Source organism: Streptomyces tardus, assembly GCF_018101125.2.
Lineage (GTDB): Bacteria > Actinomycetota > Actinomycetes > Streptomycetales > Streptomycetaceae > Streptomyces > Streptomyces tardus.
Genome location: NZ_JAELVF020000003.1, coordinates 116,096 through 133,935 on the forward strand (window position 1 = coordinate 116,096; position 17,840 = coordinate 133,935).

At 72.3% G+C, this 17,840-nt stretch carries 18 protein-coding genes; 12 read left to right on the forward strand and 6 right to left on the reverse strand.

The window, feature by feature from the left end; translation table 11 throughout:
* Positions 1–251 precede the first annotated feature (251 nt).
* The 3 genes from JGS22_RS22545 to JGS22_RS22555 all read left to right on the forward strand — a co-directional run bounded on the left by JGS22_RS22545 (position 252) and on the right by JGS22_RS22555 (position 2,909).
* Entirely contained in the window at positions 252–866 is a 615-nt protein-coding gene (locus JGS22_RS22545) for a DUF5998 family protein (protein WP_211038907.1), read from the forward strand.
* Entirely contained in the window at positions 863–2,065 is a 1,203-nt protein-coding gene (locus JGS22_RS22550) for an alkaline phosphatase family protein (RefSeq protein WP_211038906.1), read from the forward strand. The genes JGS22_RS22545 and JGS22_RS22550 overlap by 4 nt, the downstream gene beginning before the upstream one ends.
* 190 nt (positions 2,066–2,255) lie before the next feature.
* On the forward strand, positions 2,256–2,909 hold the full coding sequence (locus tag JGS22_RS22555) for a thymidine kinase (RefSeq protein WP_211038905.1): 654 nt from the start codon (positions 2,256–2,258) through the stop codon (positions 2,907–2,909).
* 129 nt (positions 2,910–3,038) lie between these two features.
* Here JGS22_RS22555 and JGS22_RS22560 read toward each other — a convergent pair whose 3' ends face one another.
* A complete protein-coding gene (locus JGS22_RS22560) occupies positions 3,039–3,842 on the reverse strand; it encodes a VOC family protein (RefSeq protein ID WP_211038904.1) in 804 nt (267 codons plus the stop codon).
* Positions 3,843–4,113: 271 nt separating this feature from the next.
* Here JGS22_RS22560 and JGS22_RS22565 point away from each other — a divergent pair, with 271 nt between their 5' ends.
* A complete protein-coding gene (locus JGS22_RS22565; RefSeq protein ID WP_211038903.1) occupies positions 4,114–4,971 on the forward strand; it encodes a sulfurtransferase in 858 nt (285 codons plus the stop codon).
* Positions 4,972–5,042: 71 nt separating this feature from the next.
* On the opposite strand, the gene sepH is transcribed toward JGS22_RS22565, so the two are convergent.
* Positions 5,043–6,134, reverse strand: a complete 1,092-nt coding sequence (gene sepH / locus JGS22_RS22570) for a septation protein SepH (protein ID WP_211038902.1) — start codon at positions 6,132–6,134, stop codon at positions 5,043–5,045.
* Positions 6,135–6,637: 503 nt separating this feature from the next.
* Here sepH and JGS22_RS22575 point away from each other — a divergent pair.
* Positions 6,638–7,564, forward strand: a complete 927-nt coding sequence (locus JGS22_RS22575; protein ID WP_211038901.1) for an ICP22 family protein — start codon at positions 6,638–6,640, stop codon at positions 7,562–7,564.
* A 121-nt stretch (positions 7,565–7,685) separates the two neighbouring features.
* Here the strand turns inward: JGS22_RS22575 and JGS22_RS22580 are convergent, their stop codons facing one another.
* Positions 7,686–9,023, reverse strand: a complete 1,338-nt coding sequence (locus JGS22_RS22580; RefSeq protein ID WP_211038900.1) for a D-arabinono-1,4-lactone oxidase — start codon at positions 9,021–9,023, stop codon at positions 7,686–7,688.
* Positions 8,965–10,248: an MFS transporter gene (locus JGS22_RS22585; RefSeq protein WP_211038899.1), complete on the reverse strand. Its 1,284-nt coding sequence runs from the start codon at positions 10,246–10,248 to the stop codon at positions 8,965–8,967. Before JGS22_RS22585 ends, JGS22_RS22580 begins: the two co-directional genes overlap by 59 nt.
* Positions 10,249–10,417: 169 nt before the next feature.
* On the opposite strand from JGS22_RS22585, the gene JGS22_RS22590 reads away from it, so the two are divergent.
* Both JGS22_RS22590 and JGS22_RS22595 read left to right on the forward strand, forming a co-directional pair.
* Positions 10,418–11,542, forward strand: coding sequence for a ferrochelatase (locus JGS22_RS22590; RefSeq protein ID WP_211038898.1), 1,125 nt, complete (start codon positions 10,418–10,420; stop codon positions 11,540–11,542).
* A 62-nt stretch (positions 11,543–11,604) separates the two neighbouring features.
* Complete coding sequence (locus tag JGS22_RS22595; RefSeq protein WP_308405850.1) at positions 11,605–12,414, forward strand: inositol monophosphatase family protein; 810 nt, start codon at positions 11,605–11,607, stop codon at positions 12,412–12,414.
* Between the two features lie 240 nt (positions 12,415–12,654).
* Here the strand turns inward: JGS22_RS22595 and JGS22_RS22600 are convergent, their stop codons facing one another.
* Entirely contained in the window at positions 12,655–12,819 is a 165-nt protein-coding gene (locus JGS22_RS22600) for a hypothetical protein (RefSeq protein WP_211038896.1), read from the reverse strand.
* Positions 12,820–13,152: 333 nt separating this feature from the next.
* Here JGS22_RS22600 and JGS22_RS22605 point away from each other — a divergent pair, with 333 nt between their 5' ends.
* From JGS22_RS22605 to JGS22_RS22615, 3 genes are all read left to right on the forward strand, one after another.
* Positions 13,153–13,806, forward strand: coding sequence for a response regulator transcription factor (locus JGS22_RS22605; protein ID WP_211038895.1), 654 nt, complete (start codon positions 13,153–13,155; stop codon positions 13,804–13,806).
* Positions 13,807–13,810: 4 nt separating this feature from the next.
* Positions 13,811–15,064, forward strand: a complete 1,254-nt coding sequence (locus JGS22_RS22610; RefSeq protein ID WP_211041396.1) for a sensor histidine kinase — start codon at positions 13,811–13,813, stop codon at positions 15,062–15,064.
* 427 nt (positions 15,065–15,491) lie between these two features.
* Complete coding sequence (locus JGS22_RS22615) at positions 15,492–15,791, forward strand: DUF4193 domain-containing protein (RefSeq protein ID WP_211041397.1); 300 nt, start codon at positions 15,492–15,494, stop codon at positions 15,789–15,791.
* A gap of 406 nt (positions 15,792–16,197) precedes the next feature.
* Here the strand turns inward: JGS22_RS22615 and JGS22_RS22620 are convergent, their stop codons facing one another.
* Positions 16,198–16,701: a DUF3093 domain-containing protein gene (locus JGS22_RS22620; RefSeq protein WP_211041398.1), complete on the reverse strand. Its 504-nt coding sequence runs from the start codon at positions 16,699–16,701 to the stop codon at positions 16,198–16,200.
* Between the two features lie 58 nt (positions 16,702–16,759).
* On the opposite strand from JGS22_RS22620, the gene JGS22_RS22625 reads away from it, so the two are divergent.
* Positions 16,760–17,344 (forward strand): PaaI family thioesterase, encoded by a 585-nt coding sequence (locus JGS22_RS22625; protein ID WP_308405851.1) that lies wholly within the window; start codon positions 16,760–16,762, stop codon positions 17,342–17,344.
* Positions 17,341–17,838 (forward strand): dUTP diphosphatase, encoded by a 498-nt coding sequence (dut, locus tag JGS22_RS22630; protein ID WP_211041400.1) that lies wholly within the window; start codon positions 17,341–17,343, stop codon positions 17,836–17,838. The genes JGS22_RS22625 and dut overlap by 4 nt, the downstream gene beginning before the upstream one ends.
* The last annotated feature ends 2 nt before the right edge of the window (positions 17,839–17,840 follow it).

A 17,840-nucleotide genomic window follows, 5' to 3' on the forward strand; every position in this document is an offset into this window, starting at 1 on the left:
CGACCGGCGCCGAACCTGCTCCGACCAGTGCCGTACGCGACCCCGACCGGCGGCCACCCGGCGCCGCACGTACCCCGTGAGGCCGCCGTTGCCCGCCCCGTTGGAGCGCCGCAGGAGTGCCTCGACGCCTCGTTGCGCGACCCGCGGGGCGCGGATGCGCCGTGCTCACCACGTGCCGTGCGCCGCACCCGCACCGGCTCCTCCGGTCACGGGCCGTCTGCGGGGTCCTTTCTGGGCCTTAGGATGGCCGTATGGCGAAGACCGGAACGACGACGCAGGGACTGCGGGCGGCGATCGAACGCAGCGGCTACTACCCGGCCCTGGTGGCCGAGGCCGTGGAGACCGCGGTCGGCTCGGAGCCGGTCGTCTCGTACGTGGTGCACCAGGAGACGACCTTCGACGCCAACGAGGTCCGTCGCCATGTGACCGTGCTGGTGCTCACCGCGACCCGGTTCATCGTCAGCCACACCGATGAGCAGCCCGCGGACGGCAGTTCGGCCGTTCCGTACGCCACGACCTCGACCGAATCGGTCAAGCTGTCGCGCATCTCCTCCGTGGTGCTCAGCCGTGTCGTCGCCAACCCCGAGTCGTACACACCGGGCACCCTGCCCCGCGAGGTCGTGCTGACGATCGGCTGGGGCGCGGTCAGCCGTATCGAGCTGGAGCCCGCCGCCTGCGGCGACCCCAACTGCGAGGCGGACCACGGCTATTCGGGCTCCAGTACCGCCGACGATCTGGCGCTGCGGGTGAGCGAGGCCGGCGACGGACCGCACACCGTCCAGCAGGCGCTGGACTTCGCGCAGGCGCTCGCGGAGTCGACCACCGCGGTCGAGGCCGCCGTACCCGCCTCGGCGTCCCGTCGATGATCTCGCCGCAGACCACCGACCCCGCGTCCGACCTGCCGCTCGATCCGCGCACCGCCCCGCTGCCCGCCTACGGCGCCGGCTCGCTCGCCGATCTGCTGCCCGCGATCGCCACCGGGCAGCAACTCACCGGTTTCGAGACCGGGTTGACGCTGGAGCCGGCCGACCGCGTCTGCGTCTTCCTGGTGGACGGCATGGGCTGGGAGATCCTGCGCGACCACCCGCGGGAGGCGCCGTTCCTGACCTCGCTGCTCGCCACCTCGCTCAACTCCAGTGGTGCGCCGCTCACTTCGGGCTTCCCCTCCACCACCGCCACCTCGCTCGCCTCGGTCGGCACCGGGCTGGCCCCCGGCGCGCACGGGCTCCCGGGGTACTCGGCGCTCGACCCGGGCACCGGACGGCTGATGAACCAGCTGCGCTGGCAGCCCTGGACAGACCCGTACGCCTGGCAGCCCCACCCGACCGTCTTCCAACGGGCGCAGGACGCCGGCGTGGAGACCAGCCAGGTCTCCGCGCCGCACTTCGAGCACACACCGCTCACCAAGATCGCGCTGTCCGGCGGGACCTTCCTCGGCCGGCTCACCGGCGAGGAGCGCATGGACCTCGCTGCCGAGCGCCTCGCCGCCGCCGATCGTTCGCTGGTGTACACCTACTACGCCGACCTGGACGGCAACGGCCACCGGTACGGCGTCGACTCGCGGGACTGGCGCGAACAGCTCCGTTACGTGGACGGCCTGGCGCAGCGCCTGGCCGAGCAGCTCCCGCCGCGCTCGGCGCTCTACATCACCGCCGACCACGGCATGGTGGATGTGCCCGACGACCAGCGGCACCGCTTCGACTTCGACGAGGACTGGGAGCTGAGCGCCGGCGTACGGCTGTTGGGCGGCGAGGGCCGGGCCCGGCACGTGTACGCGGTGCCGGGCGCCGCTGCCGATGTGCACACCGTCTGGCGCGAGGTCCTGGGCCCGGACGCCTGGGTGGCCCGGCGCGAGGAGGCCATCGAGCTCGGCTGGTTCGGCCCGCCGGGGGCGGGCGTCGACGACAGGGTGCGCGAGCGGATCGGCGATGTGGTGGTCGCCATGAGCGGCCGTGCGGCCATCGTCGCCACCCGCACGGAGCCCAAGGAGTCGGCGCTGGTCGGTATGCACGGCTCGGTCACCGCCGCGGAGCAGCTCGTACCCCTGCTGGAAGTACGCACCTGAGCGCCACCGCCGGATCCGCTCCGGCGGGCGTCGCCTGCTCGTTCGTCGCCGGGCCCGCGGGCGGGGCCCGTCCGCCCGGGACGTGCGGGCGTCTCCGGGCTGCCCGCGCCGCTCCCGGAGGCCGCCAGTAACCTGTGGGGCGACCGGTGGCCACCACAACCGACCTTCATCCAAGGGGACTTACCTTCGCATGCCCGAGCTGGCCTTCTTCAGCGGCACCATGGACTGCGGCAAGTCCACTCTCGCGCTCCAGATTCAGCACAACCGCTCCGCACGCGGTCTGCAGGGGATGATCTTCAGCCGCGACGACCGGGCGGGGGAGGGGCGGCTCTCCTCCCGCCTCGGCCTGGTGACCGAGGCGGTCGAGGTGGACGACTCCTTCGACTTCCACCGGCATCTGGCGGCGCAGCTGGCAGCCGGGCAGCGGTGCGACTACGTGATCGTCGACGAGGCTCAGTTCCTCAGCGCCCGGCAGATCGACCAACTGGCCGAGGTGGTCGACGAGTTGGGCCTGGACGTTTTCGCCTTCGGCATCACCACCGACTTCCGCACCAGGCTCTTCCCCGGTTCGTGCCGACTGATAGAGCTCGCCGACCGGGTCGAGGTGCTCCAGGTCGAGGCGCTCTGCTGGTGCGGCGCCCGGGCGACCCACAACGCGCGCACCGTCGACGGCGAGATGGTCGTCGAGGGCGCGCAGGTCGTCGTCGGGGACGTGGGCCGGCCGGCGACCGAGGTGGGGTACGAGGTGCTCTGCCGACGTCACCACCGTCGCCGTATGACGAGCGCCTCGGCCCGCACCGCCGTACCGGCGCAGCAGCCCGCCAGTCCCGCCCCGCAGCCCTGACGCCGGCGCTCCCGGGCCGCCCCGACCGGCTCCGTACTGCCCGGCCGACCGGCTCCGAACGACGGCCGCCGGGGACGGCCGGCGACCCACAGGGCCGGGTCGGCGCGGGCCGTGACCCGTCCACGACGGTCACACTTCGCGCAGCGGACGTTCCACGGCGTCGTTGGGGTCACGCATCTCGATCAGCGAGAACGGTCCGCCCTCCGGGTCCTTCACCCTGGCGAACCGACCGTAGGCGGAGTCGCGCACTTCCCGCACGACCGTCCCGCCGAGCTTGCGCAGCAGCCGCAACGCGGCTTCCACATCGGGCACCGCGAAGTACGTCACCCAACTCGCGCCGCCGTCCTCGGGCAGGTCGGTCCCGCGGACACTGCCCACCGGACGGCCGTTGAGCAGCAGGGTGCGCAACTCGCGCTCCGGAGTGCCGAGCGGTTCGATCCGGTAGCCGAAGACGGCCGAGTAGAACGTCGTGACCTGTACGCACTCGCGCACCAGCAGCTCGTTCCAGACGAAGGTGCCGGGCGTGCCGTCGGGGGAGACCCCGGGCCGGCCGTCGGTCTGCCAGATCCCGAACGCGGCGCCGACCGGATCGGCGGCGATCGCGACCCGCCCGCCCCACTCGGAGTCCATCGGGCCGACACCGACCGTGCCTCCGCACTCCCTGATCAGCGCGCAGGTGACGTCGGCGTCGTCGGTGGCGAAGTACGGCAGCCAGGTCACCGGCAGCCTGCGGTCGGGGGAGATCTCGCCGAGCCCCGCCACATCCAGCTCACCGAGCCGTGCCCGTACGTACGGCCCGAGCCGCTGTGGGCCCGGGCGGAACTCCCAGCCGAGCAGCTCGCCGTAGAAGGTCTTGCTGGCGCCCAGGTCGCGGGCCATCAGACTGACCCAGCAGGGTGTGCCGGGGGAGGGCTGAACCGGTGCCTCCGTCATCGCTGTTGTCTCCTCGGAGGGTCGTGAGGTGGGAGGTGCGGGGTGGTCGTACGCGCTGCGTGTCGATGCTCGCACTCTCCGCGAGTTCTGTCCCCCTTCCCCGGCATTCCACGGGGCCCGAATGTCGCGCAAGCCGGTTCGCCCGGCGGCCGGCGCCGCGCCTCGTGCGCCTCGGCACCGGCCGCCCGAGTCGCCGCCCGCGACCGGCCGCTCGCGAACCGGCGCTTGCGAACCGGCACTGCCGTCCCGGCGACTGCGCCAGAATGCGGCTATGACTGCCATCATCTCCGCATCCGAACTGCTCAGCGAGCTGGGTGGGCCCGACGACCACGAGGCCTCGTCCGACGTCGCCCCCGCTCCCGTACTGCTCGACGTGCGCTGGGAGTTGGGCGGGCCGCCCGGCCGACCGGAGTACGAGAAGGGCCATCTGCCCTCGGCCGTATACATCGACCTGGACACCGAGCTGGCAGGGCCGGCCGGCGACGGTGGCCGGCACCCGCTGCCGGATCCGGAGGCGTTCGGCGCCGCCATGCGTGCGGCGGGTGTGGGCCGGGACCGGCCTGTGGTCGTCTACGACGGCGGCAGGGGCTGGGCGGCTGCCCGCGCCTGGTGGCTGCTGCGCTGGGCGGGCCACCGGGACGTACGGGTCCTCGACGGCGGACTCGCCGCCTGGGAAGGGCCGTTGAGCGAGGTCGAGCCCACACCTGTGCCGGGCGACTTCCGGCCGGAGCCGGGCGGCGCGGTCCTGCTCTCCGCCGACGACGCAGCCGCGCTCTCCCGCCGCGGAGTGCTGCTGGACGCGCGGGCCGGCGAACGGTACCGGGGCGAGGTCGAACCGATCGACCCCGCCGGCGGGCACATCCCCGGCGCGGTCTCGGCTCCCACCGGCGACAACGTCGACGAGGACGGCCGCTTGCTTCCCGCGCGCAAACTCTCCGCCCGTTTCTCCGAGTTGGGTGCGGGCCCGGATGCCGAGGTGGGCGTCTACTGCGGATCCGGGGTCTCGGGCGCGCACCAGGTGTGGGCCCTGGCGGTGGCCGGAGTGGAAGCCGGGCTGTACGTGGGCTCCTGGTCGCAGTGGACCGCCGACCCGAGCCGGCCAGTGGCCACCGGCCCCGAGCCGGGCTGATCACACGGCGGGCCCCCGCGCTCCGACGAATCGGTGCGCGGGGGCCCGCCGTTGGGGTGCGGCCGGGGCCGCTACTCCTGCTTCTTGCGCCGGGTGCCGAAGACGATCTCGTCCCAGCTGGGCACCGCGGCCCGACGTCCGGGGCGTACGCCGTCGGCCTCGGCCTGGCGGTCGGTGGTGCCGGTCAGCCGGTCGCGGTGACCGCCGACCGACCGCGGCATCAGCACATCCGCGTACGCGGAACCCGCGCCGACCGCCGTCGAAGGCGGCTCCAGCGGCTCCGCCTCGTCGTTGACCTCGACCTGCTCGTCCCGGGCGGCGGGCGGCTCGGGAACCACCATGTCGCCACGGAAGTTGGGCACCGATTCCAGCAGGCTGGTCAGCGAGTCCCGGTCCTCGTTCGGCTCGATCTGCCGCTCGGCCCGCAGCGGCTTCTCGCGCGGCTCGCGCTCGGTCTCCTGCTCCGACTCCGCGCGCTCGCCGCCGCGCTCCTGGGGAGCACGCTCCTTGGGCAGCCGGGCGATCCGCGGAATGAACGGGTAGCTGGGCTCGGGGGCCTCGTCGGTCTCGCCGATCAGCCCGCGCGCCTCGCCGTCCAGTGCCTGGACCAGCCGCCGCGGCGGGTCGTAGGACCAGCTCGCCGAGTGCGTCTCGCCCGCGACGCGGTAGACGAGCAGCACCTCCCAGGTGCCGTCGTCCCGCCTCCAGGAGTCCCACTGGACGTGGTCCTTGTCGGCGCCGCGCATCAGCAGCCGCTCCGCGACCGCGTCGCCGAGCTGCGGGCCGGTGTTCTCGCCGGGACGGCGCACGGGGGTCTTGCGGGCGCGCTCGGCCATGAAGGCGCGCTCTGCGAGCACCGGGCCCTCGAAACGACGCACCCGCTCGACCGGGATGCCGGCGAACTGCGCGACTTCCTCGGCGCTGGCGCCCGCTCGTATACGGGCCTGGATGTCACGGGGGCGGAGGTGGCTCTCGACCTCGATCTCGATCTGGCCGAGCCGGGCGCGGTCATTGCGCACGGCGGCCCGCAGCCGCTCGTCAATCGGAAGTGTGTACTCCGAGTTGTCGGCAGCCTTGAGCACCAGTCGTGTGCCGTCGTTGCTGACGGCCACGACACGCAGTTCGGGCATGGGGACCTCCCGGGTGGTGCCTGCCGACGTCACGTGCGTCGCTGCTCCCGCGTAGACGAGTGTGGCCTGCCCGGGTGCAGCCTGCCACTGTTTTGCCGACGTGCCCGGCGTCTTCGACCCCGCACCTCTCGTCACTGCTGAGGCACAGTTACCGGATTTCACCGACGGTGACGGAAGTGTGGACTCGCCGTCACTCTGTGCCACGCAGTTCAGCGAGGTTGAGATCAGGTTTCTTCACACTACTCCATTGGGGACACCCCGGTGAGTCGGCACGCTGCGATTTTGTGCGTGTGCAGGGGAGTTGGGGATTCCTTGGCACTCCGGTCGAGAGTGGTGCCGGTGGTACGCCTCACAGAATCGGGCGAAGCGGAACTATCGCCGTCGCTTATCGGTCGTACTTCGTGCGCGGTGCCGTAGGTGTGCGATCGAGGCGAGGTATGAGCAACAGCAGGACAACCGGACAGGAGCCCGTGAACGGGTCGTTGTCCGAGGAAAGCCCGGACAGCCGACAACTCGCTCCAAAGCGGGTCGTTGACGTGAGCGTCGCCCAGGTGGCCGGGAGTGCGCTCGCGGCAGTCATCGCGGCGCTGATCGCCGGCAGGCTCGGCGTCTACGGCACGATCATCGGTGCCGGGGTGATCAGCGTGGTCGCCACCACGGGCGGTCCGCTGCTCCAGCATCTGCTGAGTCGTACCGGCGAAGGGGTCAGGGAGCAGGTCAGGCAGCAGTCCGGAGAGGTCGGAGCGAGGCGCCCGCGGACGACTCGTCGCTCTCCGGCGGAGGCCGCTCCGACTCCTGGGCGCGCCACGGCGGAGGTCGTACCGGAACGAGTGGACAAGGCGCGCACGCAGTTGACGCGTACGGTCGCCGACCCGGCTCCGCCGGAGCGAGCGGGCGCGACGCCCGTCGAGCCTTACGGCGAGGCGCGCACCCACGGCACCCGGCGGCGAGGTGTGCGACGCGCGCTGCTGCCGGCCGTGCTGGTCTTCGTCGTCGCGATGGGTGGGATCACCCTGTACGAGGCGCTGTCGGGCCACACCGTCTCGGGCGGCGGCGGGACCTCGATCGGCCGGGTGCTCGACCGGGCATCGGGCGGATCGCCCTCCGACTCGGAGCAGGACGCCCCCGGGCAGGACGCCCCCGGGGAGTCCCCGGAACCGGGCCACGACGGGCCGGACGACGAGGAGCAGCGGGGGGAAGCCGAGCAGCGACCTCGGGAGGAAGCACCCTCCACCGGCGCACCGCAGGACGGTGCCGACAACTCCGAGCCGGGAGACGGGAGTCCGGACGGCGCAGAGCCCACACCCACACCCACGCCCGGCGGGAGCGGCGGCGGTACGACCCCGGCGGACCCCGACCCGGCCCCGGACCCGGACGTGGACTCCGATGAGGACGGCGGCGCAGGAGTGACCGCGCCCGACCGCCCCGGGCCCCGCACGGGCGACGGCCCCGGCGCGGGCTGACCGCGCCGCCCGCGAGTCGGCTGCCTGCCTGCCTGCCGGCTGTCCGTGCACCGTTCCGGCCGGCCGCGCCTGCGCGGCGCCGCGGGCCCCGCCCGTCCTGCCCGGGCCGCCGTGGTCCGCTTCAGGCGCCCAGTACACGCCTGAGGTAGTCGTTGCCGAACCTCCGCTGCGGGTCCAGCCGTTCGCGCAGCGCGAGGAACTCCTCGAAGCGCGGGTAGACGCCCGCCAGGTACGCCGCGTCCCTGCTGTGCAGCTTGCCCCAGTGCGGGCGTCCGCCGTGCGCGGTCATGATCCGCTCGGCCGCGGTGAAGTAGGCCTCGTGCGGGGTGCCCCGGTAGACGTGCATCGCCAGATAGGCGGTGTCCCGGCCGTTCGCCGTGGAGAGCGGGATGTCGTCGGCCGGCGCCGTGCGCACCTCCACGGGGAAGGAGATCCGCAGCCGTGAACTCTCCACCATGGCCTTGAGTTCGGCCAGCGCGCTCATCGCCTCCGTGCGGGGGAGCGCGTACTCCATCTCCAGGAAGCGGACCCGGCGCGGGCTGGTGAAGACCTTGTACGGGATGTCGGAGTAGGTGCGGGCCGACAGTGCCCGGCTGGAGACCCGCGCGATGGCGGGCACCGTCGCGGGTGCGGCCCGGCCGAGAGAGCAGGCGACCCGGAAGACTCCGTTGGAGAGGAGTTCGTCGTCCACCCATCCCCGTACCCGGGGGAGCGGCCGGGCGGGTGAGTCGGTGCGGTTGTTGCGCTTGGTGTTGCAGTTGTCGGTGTGCGGGAACCAGTAGAACTCGAAGTGCTCGTTCTCCCGCACGAGTTCCTCGAACTCCGAGACCACCCGGGAGAAGTGCATCGGCTCCTCGCGGGCGGTGAGGGTGAACAGCGGCTCCACCTCGAAGGTCAGCTCGGTCAGCACACCGAGCGCGCCGATCCCCAGCCGGGCGGCGGCGAAGACGTCCGGGTTCTCCGTCGGTGAGCAGCGCAGCACCGATCCCTCGGCGGTGACCATCTCGCAGCCGACGATCTGCGCGGCCAGCGACGCCGAGTCCCGTCCGGTGCCGTGGGTGCCGGTGCTGGTGGCGCCGGCGACCGTCTGGTCCATGATGTCGCCCATGTTGGCCAGCGAGAGCCCCTCGCCGGCCAGAACCTGGTTCAGCTGCTCGAGCGGGGTGCCCGCCGCCACCGCCACCGTCCCGGCGGCACGGTCGATCCGGCGCACACCGGTCAGCCGCTCGGGCCGGATCAGCACACCGCCGGTGGTCGCCACCGAGGTGAACGAGTGCCCGGTACCGACGGCCTTGACCGGCAGCCCGTCCTCCGCGGCCCGCCGCACCGTCTCCGCCAGCGCCTCGGTGGTCGAGGGTGCCACCGTGCGCAGCGGCCTCGCGCTCGTGTTCCCCGCCCAGTTACGCCAGGTTGCGTCCCTCGTGCCGCCCGCTCCGGTCAGCGTGCTGATGCCGCTCATCGTCCGTCCCCTCCTGCTGGTGCCGCTCCTGCTGCCGCGGCGCCGGGAGCCGCCGCAACTGACGAGTACCGACCAGCGCCACCGCGATCGCACACGCGCCCGCCACCGCGGGCACCAGGTACGCCCGGTCGGCACCGACCCTATCGACGACCCAGCCGGAGACCGAGGCCCCGAGCGAGATTCCCAGCGTCGCCCCGGTGCTCGTCCAGGTCATCCCCTCGGTCAGCTTCCGCCGGGGCACCAGCCGGGCCACCAGCCCGACGGTCGTGATCATGGTGGGAGCGATCGCCATCCCGGCGACGAACAGCGCCGCCGCCAACACCGCCAGCCCGCCCGCCAGTTGCAGCGGGAGCATGCCCGCACCCACCGCGCAGACGCAGAGCAGCCAGCGCCTGCCGACCGCGTCCGCCACCGGCAGCAGACCGAACGCGGCGCCCGCGACCCCGGACCCCAGGGCGTACGCGGCCAGCAGCAGACTTGCTGCCGCCTTGGCGCCCCGCTCCTCGGCGTAGGCGACCGTCACCACGTCGATGGAGCTGAAGATCACGCCGAGCATCACCATCGTCGCGACCAGCAGGGGCAGCCCCGGTGTGCGCAGTGCCGAACCCCCTCCCTGCTCCCCGCGCGGCCCCGGTACGGGCTCGGTGGCCCGCTGGGAGGTCAGCCAGAGGACCCCGACGGCCAGGAAGCTGGCCGCGGCCAGCGGGCCCGCCTGCGGGAACCACGCGGTGGACAGTCCGATCGCCAGCATCGGCCCGAGGACGAAGCAGGTCTCGTCCACGATCGACTCCCAGGAGAACGCGGCGTGCAACCGCCCGGGGGAGTCGTGGAACAGCGCCGTCCACCGCGCCCGCACCATCGAGCCCAGGCTCGGCATGCATCCCGCGAGCGAGGCGAAGGCGAACAGCGTCCACGGCGGCCAGCCCACAACGGTGCTCAGCGTGAGCCCCGCCACCGCGGTCACCGTCACCGCGGACGCCGGCCGCAGCACCCGGCGCTGGCCGTGCATGTCCACCAGACGGGAGACCTGCGGGCCGAGCACGACCGTCGACAGCGCCACCGTAGCGGCCAGCGCCCCGGCCAGTCCGTACTCCCCGGTCAGCTGGGAGATCATCGTCACCACGCCGAGGCCCAGCATGGCGACAGGCATCCGTCCGACCAGACCGGCGGCGGTGAAGCTCCGGGTCCCGGGCTCGGCGAAGATCGCCCGGTACGGGCTCGGCACAGGGCGCTCCTCGGGTCGACGGGCGTGCGTACGGGGTGCGTACGGGGCGGGTGCGGACGTGCGTACGGGCGGGGGACCGCGGGCGGCCGACCGCCTCGCCGGCCCGCCCCGAACGCTAACCGTGCCGGGGCGGTGATCGCTCCCCTTTTCCCAGTGGGAGGATCGGGGCATGTCCGACGCGACCGCTGACCCGTACGACGCCCTGCTGCTGCTCTCCTTCGGCGGCCCGGAAGGGCCCGAGGACGTGGTGCCGTTCCTGGAGAACGTCACCCGAGGACGCGGGATCCCGCGCGAACGCCTCGAAGAGGTCGGACAGCACTACTTCCTCTTCGGCGGCGTCTCCCCGATCAACGAGCAGAACCGCGAACTGCTGGCCGCGATCCGCGCCGACCTCGCCGAGCACGGTGTCGACCTCCCCGTCTATTGGGGCAACCGCAACTGGGCGCCGTACCTCACCGACACCCTGCGGGAGTTGACCGCCGACGGCCGCCGCCGCGTACTGGTGCTGGCCACCAGCGCGTACGCCTCGTACTCGGGCTGCCGGCAGTACCGGGAAAACCTCGCCGAGTCCCTGGCCGTCCTCGTCGAGGAGGGGCTGAACCCGCCCCGCGTCGACAAGCTGCGGCACTGCTTCAACCACCCCGGCTTCGTCGAGCCGATGACCGAGGGCATCCTCGCGGCGCTCGCCGAACTGCCGGAGGAGGTGCGCGCGGACGCCCAGTTGGTCTTCACCACCCACTCCATCCCCACCGCCGCCGCGGACACCTCGGGACCGCCCGAGGTGCACGGCGAGGGCGGCGCCTATGTCGCCCAGCACCTGGACGCGGCCCGCACCCTCACCGAGCGGGTGGCGGAGGCGACCGGGACACGGCACCCCTGGCAGCTCGTCTACCAGTCCCGCAGCGGCCCGCCGCACATCCCGTGGCTGGAGCCGGACATCTGCGACCACCTCACCGCGCTGCACGCCGGGGGCGCGGCGGCAGCGGTGATGGTGCCGGTCGGTTTCGTCTCCGACCACATGGAGGTGCTCTACGACCTGGACACCGAAGCGCTCGCCAGGGCGCGGGAGTTGGGCCTGCCGGCCGTCCGCTCGGCGACCGTCGGCGCGGACCCGCGTTTCGTCGCCGGCATCAGGGAGCTCGTCCTGGAGCGAGCCGCCACCGAGCGCGGCGCCGAGCCCGTCCGCTGCGCACTGGGCCCGCTCGGCCCCTCCCACGACCTGTGTCCAGTGGGCTGCTGCCCCGCCCGTACCGCCAAACCGGCGGCGGCCGGCGCCGACAGCCCGTACGTCTGATCCGTACGTCTGCCCCGTACGCCCGAAGAGTTCGGCCGAAGCCGGGAACCAGAGGAGAGACCGTGACCGACCAGCCCGACACACCCCACGCCGAACTGCTGCGCGTCGCACTGGAGGCGGCCGAACGCGCGGGCGCCCTCCTGCGCGACGAGCGCCCCGCCTCGCTGGGGGTCGCCGCGACGAAGACCAGCCCGATCGACGTCGTCACCGAGATGGATCTGGCCTCCGAGAAGCTGATCGCCGCGCACCTCGCCGAGCACCGCCCCGACGACGGCATCCTCGGCGAGGAGGGCGCCAGCACCACCGGGACCAGCGGGGTGCGCTGGATCGTCGACCCGATCGACGGCACCGTCAACTACCTGTACGGGCGCCAGGACTGGGCCGTCTCCATCGCCGCCGAACTGCACGGCGAGCGGATCGTCGGCGTCGTCTCCTCACCGCCCCGCGGCCAGGTGCACCACGCGGTGCTCGGCGGCGGCGCGTGGCTCAACGGCGAGCGGCTGCGCTGCCGCCCCTCGCCGGAACTCGGCCAGGCGCTCGTCGGCACCGGCTTCGCCTACGTGCAGGAGCGCAAGGAGGTCCAGGCCCGACTGTTCGCCGAACTCCTGCCGCACGTACGGGACATCCGCCGCTCCGGCTCCGCGGCCCTGGACCTGTGCGACGTCGCCGCGGGCCGGCTGGACGCGTTCTACGAGCGCGGGACGCAGGCCTGGGACCACGCGGCCGGCGATCTGATCGCCCGGGAGGCCGGAGCGCTGACCGGCGGCCGGGTCGGCGAGATCGGCGGGCCCGAGCTGATGGTGGCGGCCTCGCCCGGCGTCTTCGAGCGGCTCCAGCCGCTCCTGGACGAGCTCGGCGCCTGGCACGACTGACCCCGCGCAGCCCGGCAGCGGCCCACCGACCGGGCCCGCGCCGAGTGCGGGCCCCGCGCCGTACGGACACGAGTGAGGGGTGCTCCCGAACCTCCGGGAGCACCCCTCACCCTGTGCGACCTTCAGCGACCCGCGGCGGCTCCGCTCTCGGCGGCCCCACCTCGCGGTCGCCGCTCGGATCCTCGGGCCTCGGCCGGCCCCGGAGCAGCCGGCCCCGCCGGCGGCCCTCGCGACCGCTCGTCAGGCGCTGACCTCGACGCCGTGCTCGTTGGCGAGCCGGCGCAGATCGTCCAGCTCGGCCTCCTCGACCTCCGCGAGGAACTCGTCACCGGACTCCCGAGCTCGGTGCAGATCGTCCTCCGTGCTCTTTATCCGCTGCAAGAGGCTTGCGGTGAACGCGTCCATGGTGCGCCCCCTCGTCTGTGGAAAGCGGCACGCCGACGGTGCCGGGTATGGGTGGGTCACGCAGATCACGGGTGCTCCGGTGACCGGTCGTCAGCGCGTTGTGGGCATGCCGCCTGCCGGGCGTGATCCTGAGTGTGCGGGTGTTATCCCCGCGCCGGTCCTCAGAGAAACCTCAACTCCCGCAGAATGTGTGTGATCTCCCTCCCGCCCCCGTCCGTCGAGGCCCGAGAACCAGGCCGGAACACCGTACGGCCGCGGTCACTTACAGCCGGTTTACCGGCGTGCGGGGCAGGATGGAGGGCGGATGATCCGGGTGAGGGAAGGGACAGCACCGTGCGCGTACTCGTCGTGGAGGACGAGCAACTGCTCGCTGACGCGGTGGCCACCGGGCTGCGCCGGGAGGCGATGGCCGTCGACGTGGTCTACGACGGGGCCGCGGCCCTGGAGCGGGTGGAGCTCAACGACTACGACGTCGTCGTGCTCGACCGCGACCTCCCGCTCGTCCACGGGGACGACGTCTGCCGCCGCGTGGTGCAGCTCGGCCTGCCGACCAGGGTGCTGATGCTCACCGCTTCCGGCGATGTGAGCGACCGGGTCGAGGGCCTGGAGCTGGGCGCCGACGACTATCTGCCGAAGCCCTTCGCCTTCACCGAGTTGATCGCCCGCGTCCGCGCGCTCGGCAGGCGTACGACCGCGCCGCTGCCGCCGGTGCTCGAACGCGCCGGTATCCGGCTGGACCCCAACCGCCGCGAGGTCTTCCGCGGCGAGGAGCAGATCCAGCTGGCGCCCAAGGAGTTCGCGGTGCTGGAGGTGCTGATGCGCAGCGAGGGCACGGTGGTCTCCGCCGAGCAGCTGCTGGAGAAGGCGTGGGACGAGAACACCGACCCGTTCACCAACGTGGTGCGGGTGACGGTGATGACCCTGCGCCGCAAACTCGGCGAGCCCGCGGTGATCATGACTGTCCCCGGCTCGGGATACCGGATCTGAGCCGATGCCCCCCACCCTGCCCTCCGGTTCCGCACCGCCCGGCTCGTCCGGCATCCCGCCCAAGCCCACCTGGGACCCCGCGCCACCGGCGGCCCCCTGGTTCCGGCCGACCATCCGGATACGGCTCACCCTGCTCTACGGCGGCATGTTCCTGATCGCCGGGATCATCCTGCTGACGATCATCTATCTGCTGGCCGCCCGGGCGATGAACGACGGGGTGGTGATGTCCGTGCGCATCCTCGGCGGGCGGGTCGAGATGACCAGCGACGCCTGCCAGTTGCCTTCCTCCGGACTTGCGAACGAGCTGAACGACGCCATCCACCACTGCCTGCAGATCCAGCGCGAGGCAGCCCTGGACTCGCTGCTCAAACGCTCCCTGCTGGCGCTGCTGGGTGTCGCCGTCGCCGCGTTCGCCTTCGGATACGTGATGGCGGGCCGGGTGCTCTCGCCGCTCGGCCGCATCACCCGCACCGCGCGCCAGGTGGCCGGCTCCGACCTGCACCGCAGGATCGAGCTGGACGGACCGGACGACGAGCTCAAGGAGCTCTCCGACACCTTCGACGAGATGCTGGACCGGCTGGACCGGGCCTTCACCGCGCAGCAGCGCTTCGTCGCGAACGCCTCGCACGAGCTGCGCACCCCGCTGGCGATCAATCGGACGCTGCTGGAGGTCCAGCTCTCCGACCCCGGAGCCCCCGCGGAGGTACAGCAGTTGAGCAAGAACCTGCTGGCCACCAACGAGCGCAGCGAGGCACTGGTGGAGGGGCTGCTGCTGCTCGCCCGCAGCGAGAACGAGATCGTCGACCGCAAACCCGTCGACCTCTCCGAGGCCGCCTCGCACGCCGTCGAGCAGGTGCGCGCGGAGGCCGAGCAGCGCGGGGTGGAGCTGCGCGGCGCCCGGCAGCCGGTGTATGTGCAGAGCAACGGCGTGCTCCTGGAGCGGATCGCGATGAATCTCACCCAGAACGCGGTGCGCTACAACATCGCCGAGGGCGGTTGGGTCTCGGTCGACACCCGGGCCAGGCCGGGGCAGGCCGTCCTCACGGTGGAGAACTCCGGCCCCCAGGTACCGGCGTACGAGATCGACAACATCTTCGAACCTTTCCGCCGCCTACGGGCGGAACGTACCGGAAGTGACAAAGGCGTCGGACTGGGTTTGTCGATCGTGCGGTCGGTGGCGCGCGCGCACGGTGGCACCATTACGGCCGAGCCCCGGGACGAGGGCGGCCTGGTGATGCGCGTTGTCCTGCCGGTTTGATTCCGTGTGCGGAAGTCGGCGACGTCTGGCACAGTGCATCCCCGGCGGTTTCGAGGCTTAGAGCGAAACGGACGATTTCCATGCGAAGGGCGTGAGTCGGGCACCTTGTGATCGAGGACACATGTGACGTTGCGGACGGCCCACGCTGCGTGACCGTTCGGTTGGTTCAAATCGTCAGATAACCGAGGTTTCCGCAGGTCGTGATCGCGGGAAGTACCCGGGATGGCGTCTGGCGGAGCCCGGTGCGGGTCCAGGAGGGCCCGTACGGCAGCTGACCTGCCCACCTCTTCGGAGGGGTGGTTGGGTGTCGATTGAGTAACAGACCTTGATGTGAGGCAAAATCTCCGCCTCAGGTCGGGCACAAGTCCGGCCTCTCATGCGTTACGACCGCTTGAGACACCACAGCAACCCGGAGGGGGAGAACACCATGGCTACGGATTACGACACTCCACGCAAGACCGATGACGATGCCAACGAGGACAGCATCGAGGAACTGAAGGCGCGGCGGAACGACAAGTCCGCGTCCAACGTCGACGTCGACGAGTTCGAGCAGGCCGAGGGGCTGGAGCTGCCCGGCGCGGACCTTTCCAACGAGGAGCTGTCCGTCCGCGTACTGCCCCGTCAGCAGGACGAGTTCACCTGCATGAGCTGCTTCCTCGTGCACCACAGGTCGCAGCTGGCGGAGGAGAAGAACGGTCAGCCGATCTGCCGCGACTGTGCGGCCTGAGGTCGGCGCGATCTCGGCTTGTCCGGCCGGAGTTGACCGTCCCGGCCGAGGAGCGGGTGAGGACGAGCGAGGCTGCGAAGCCTCGCTCGTATTCCCGCGGCAGCACTTCCCGCGGCACCGCACCACCACCGCAGTTCCGGCGCGGCTCAGGGCCGTCCGCTGGTGAAGGCTGCGTGAGCCGGGCGCGTTGCGCGCCCGAGCAGAGCGCGTACGGCCCCTGAGGCGCCCCGCGCGGCGACACCCCGCATCCGACCGCCCCGCACTCTCGCGGGCCCCGCGCAGCACGTTCAACTCCCGAGCACTGCCGGGCCGTTCGGGCGGCCGTCGGAGGGGTCTCGTTAACGGACCGGGGCTCGCGGCGCACCGCCGATGAGTCAACCGATCCCCGCCGCGCCGGGCAGCAGCCCTACGAAGCCGCGGCCGACGCCTCGGCGCACGTCCCCGATCCGCCGCCCTCGTGCTCCGCTTCGGAGCGGGCGGCCTCCAGCGCGGACACCAGCCGCTTGGGCCGGCGCGAGGAGAGGTAGACGTAGGGCGTCGGGTCCTGGGGGTCGACGATCTCGATCCGCACCGCCGTCGGCACGTACGCCCGCAGCACCATGAACGCTCGCGGATCGGCCTTGTGCGAACGCCAGGCCGCGGCCTCCTCCCGGTTCAGCGCCCGCGCCTCGCCGAGCGCCCCCACCGGAATGCGGGCACTGCCCGCGACCAGTCGGCCGCCCACGACGCGGATGCGCACCGCCCCGTACGAGCTCACCCCGAGCAGCGCGAGGGCGCCGCCCACCACCAGCCCCACCAGTGCGGGAAGCAGGCCCATGGGGAGCAGGGTCAACCCGCAGACCACGCCCAGCATCGCCGCGCAGAACCACCAGAAACCAGGAGCGGTCAGACGCTCGTCGAAGTGCTGCATGGGTCCAGCTTGGCACGGTGGCGACCCCGCACTGTGCACGGCGGTAGGGTCTGCACTCGTGACTGCACCGAAGACCTCGCTGACGCCCCCGCCGGGGGCGCTCGCACCGCAACGCCATCCCGAAGCACCTGCGCCGGGGGAGCCGATCGGCTCCCACTACGACCAGTGTTTCGGCTGCGGCACGGGTCAGCCGCACGGTTTGCACCTCCAGGCGCGAGCGGGCGAAGGCGTCAACGTCATCGCCGAGTTCACCGTCACCCCCGACCACCAGGGCGCGCCGGGCCTCGCCCACGGCGGCGTGCTGGCCTCCGCACTCGACGAGACGCTGGGCGCGCTGAACTGGATGATGCACGTCATCTCGGTCACCGGCCGCCTGGAGACCGACTTCCTGCGGCCCGTGCCGGTGGAGACCGTGCTGCACCTCGACGCACAGGTCAGGGCCGTCGACGGACGCAAGATCTACTGCTCCGCGACCGGCCGTATCGGAGGCCCCGACGGACCCCTGGCGGTACGGGCGGACGCGCTCTTCATCGAGGTCAAGGTCGAGCACTTCATCGACAACGGCCGCGACGAGGAGATCCGCGCGGCCATGGAGGATCCCGACCAGGTGCGCCGGGCGCGCGCCTTCGAGGTGAACCCGTGAGCGAGAACAGGCCCGTTGACGTGCTCATCGCCCGCGTCGACCCCGAGGTGCCGCTGCCCTCGTACGCGCACCCGGGCGACGCCGGCGCCGATCTGGTCACCACGCGGTCCGCCGAACTCGCCCCGGGCGAGCGGGCGGTGCTGCCGACCGGGATCTCCCTCGCGCTGCCCGACGGCTACGCCGCCTTCGTGCACCCGCGCTCGGGCCTCGCGGCCCGCTGCGGAGTCGCACTGGTGAACTCCCCGGGCACGGTTGACGCCGGGTACCGTGGGGAGATCAAGGTGATCGTGGTCAATCTCGATCCGCGCGAGACCGTGCGGTTCGAGCGCTTCGACCGCATCGCCCAACTCGTCGTTCAGCAGGTCGAGAAGGTCAGCTTCCACGAGGTGGCGGAACTCCCCGGCTCGGCCCGGGGCAACGGGGGCTTCGGCTCGACCGGCACCTCCGGCAGCGGAGCCGACACGACCGCCGGCTCTGCACAGCACCATTCATAACG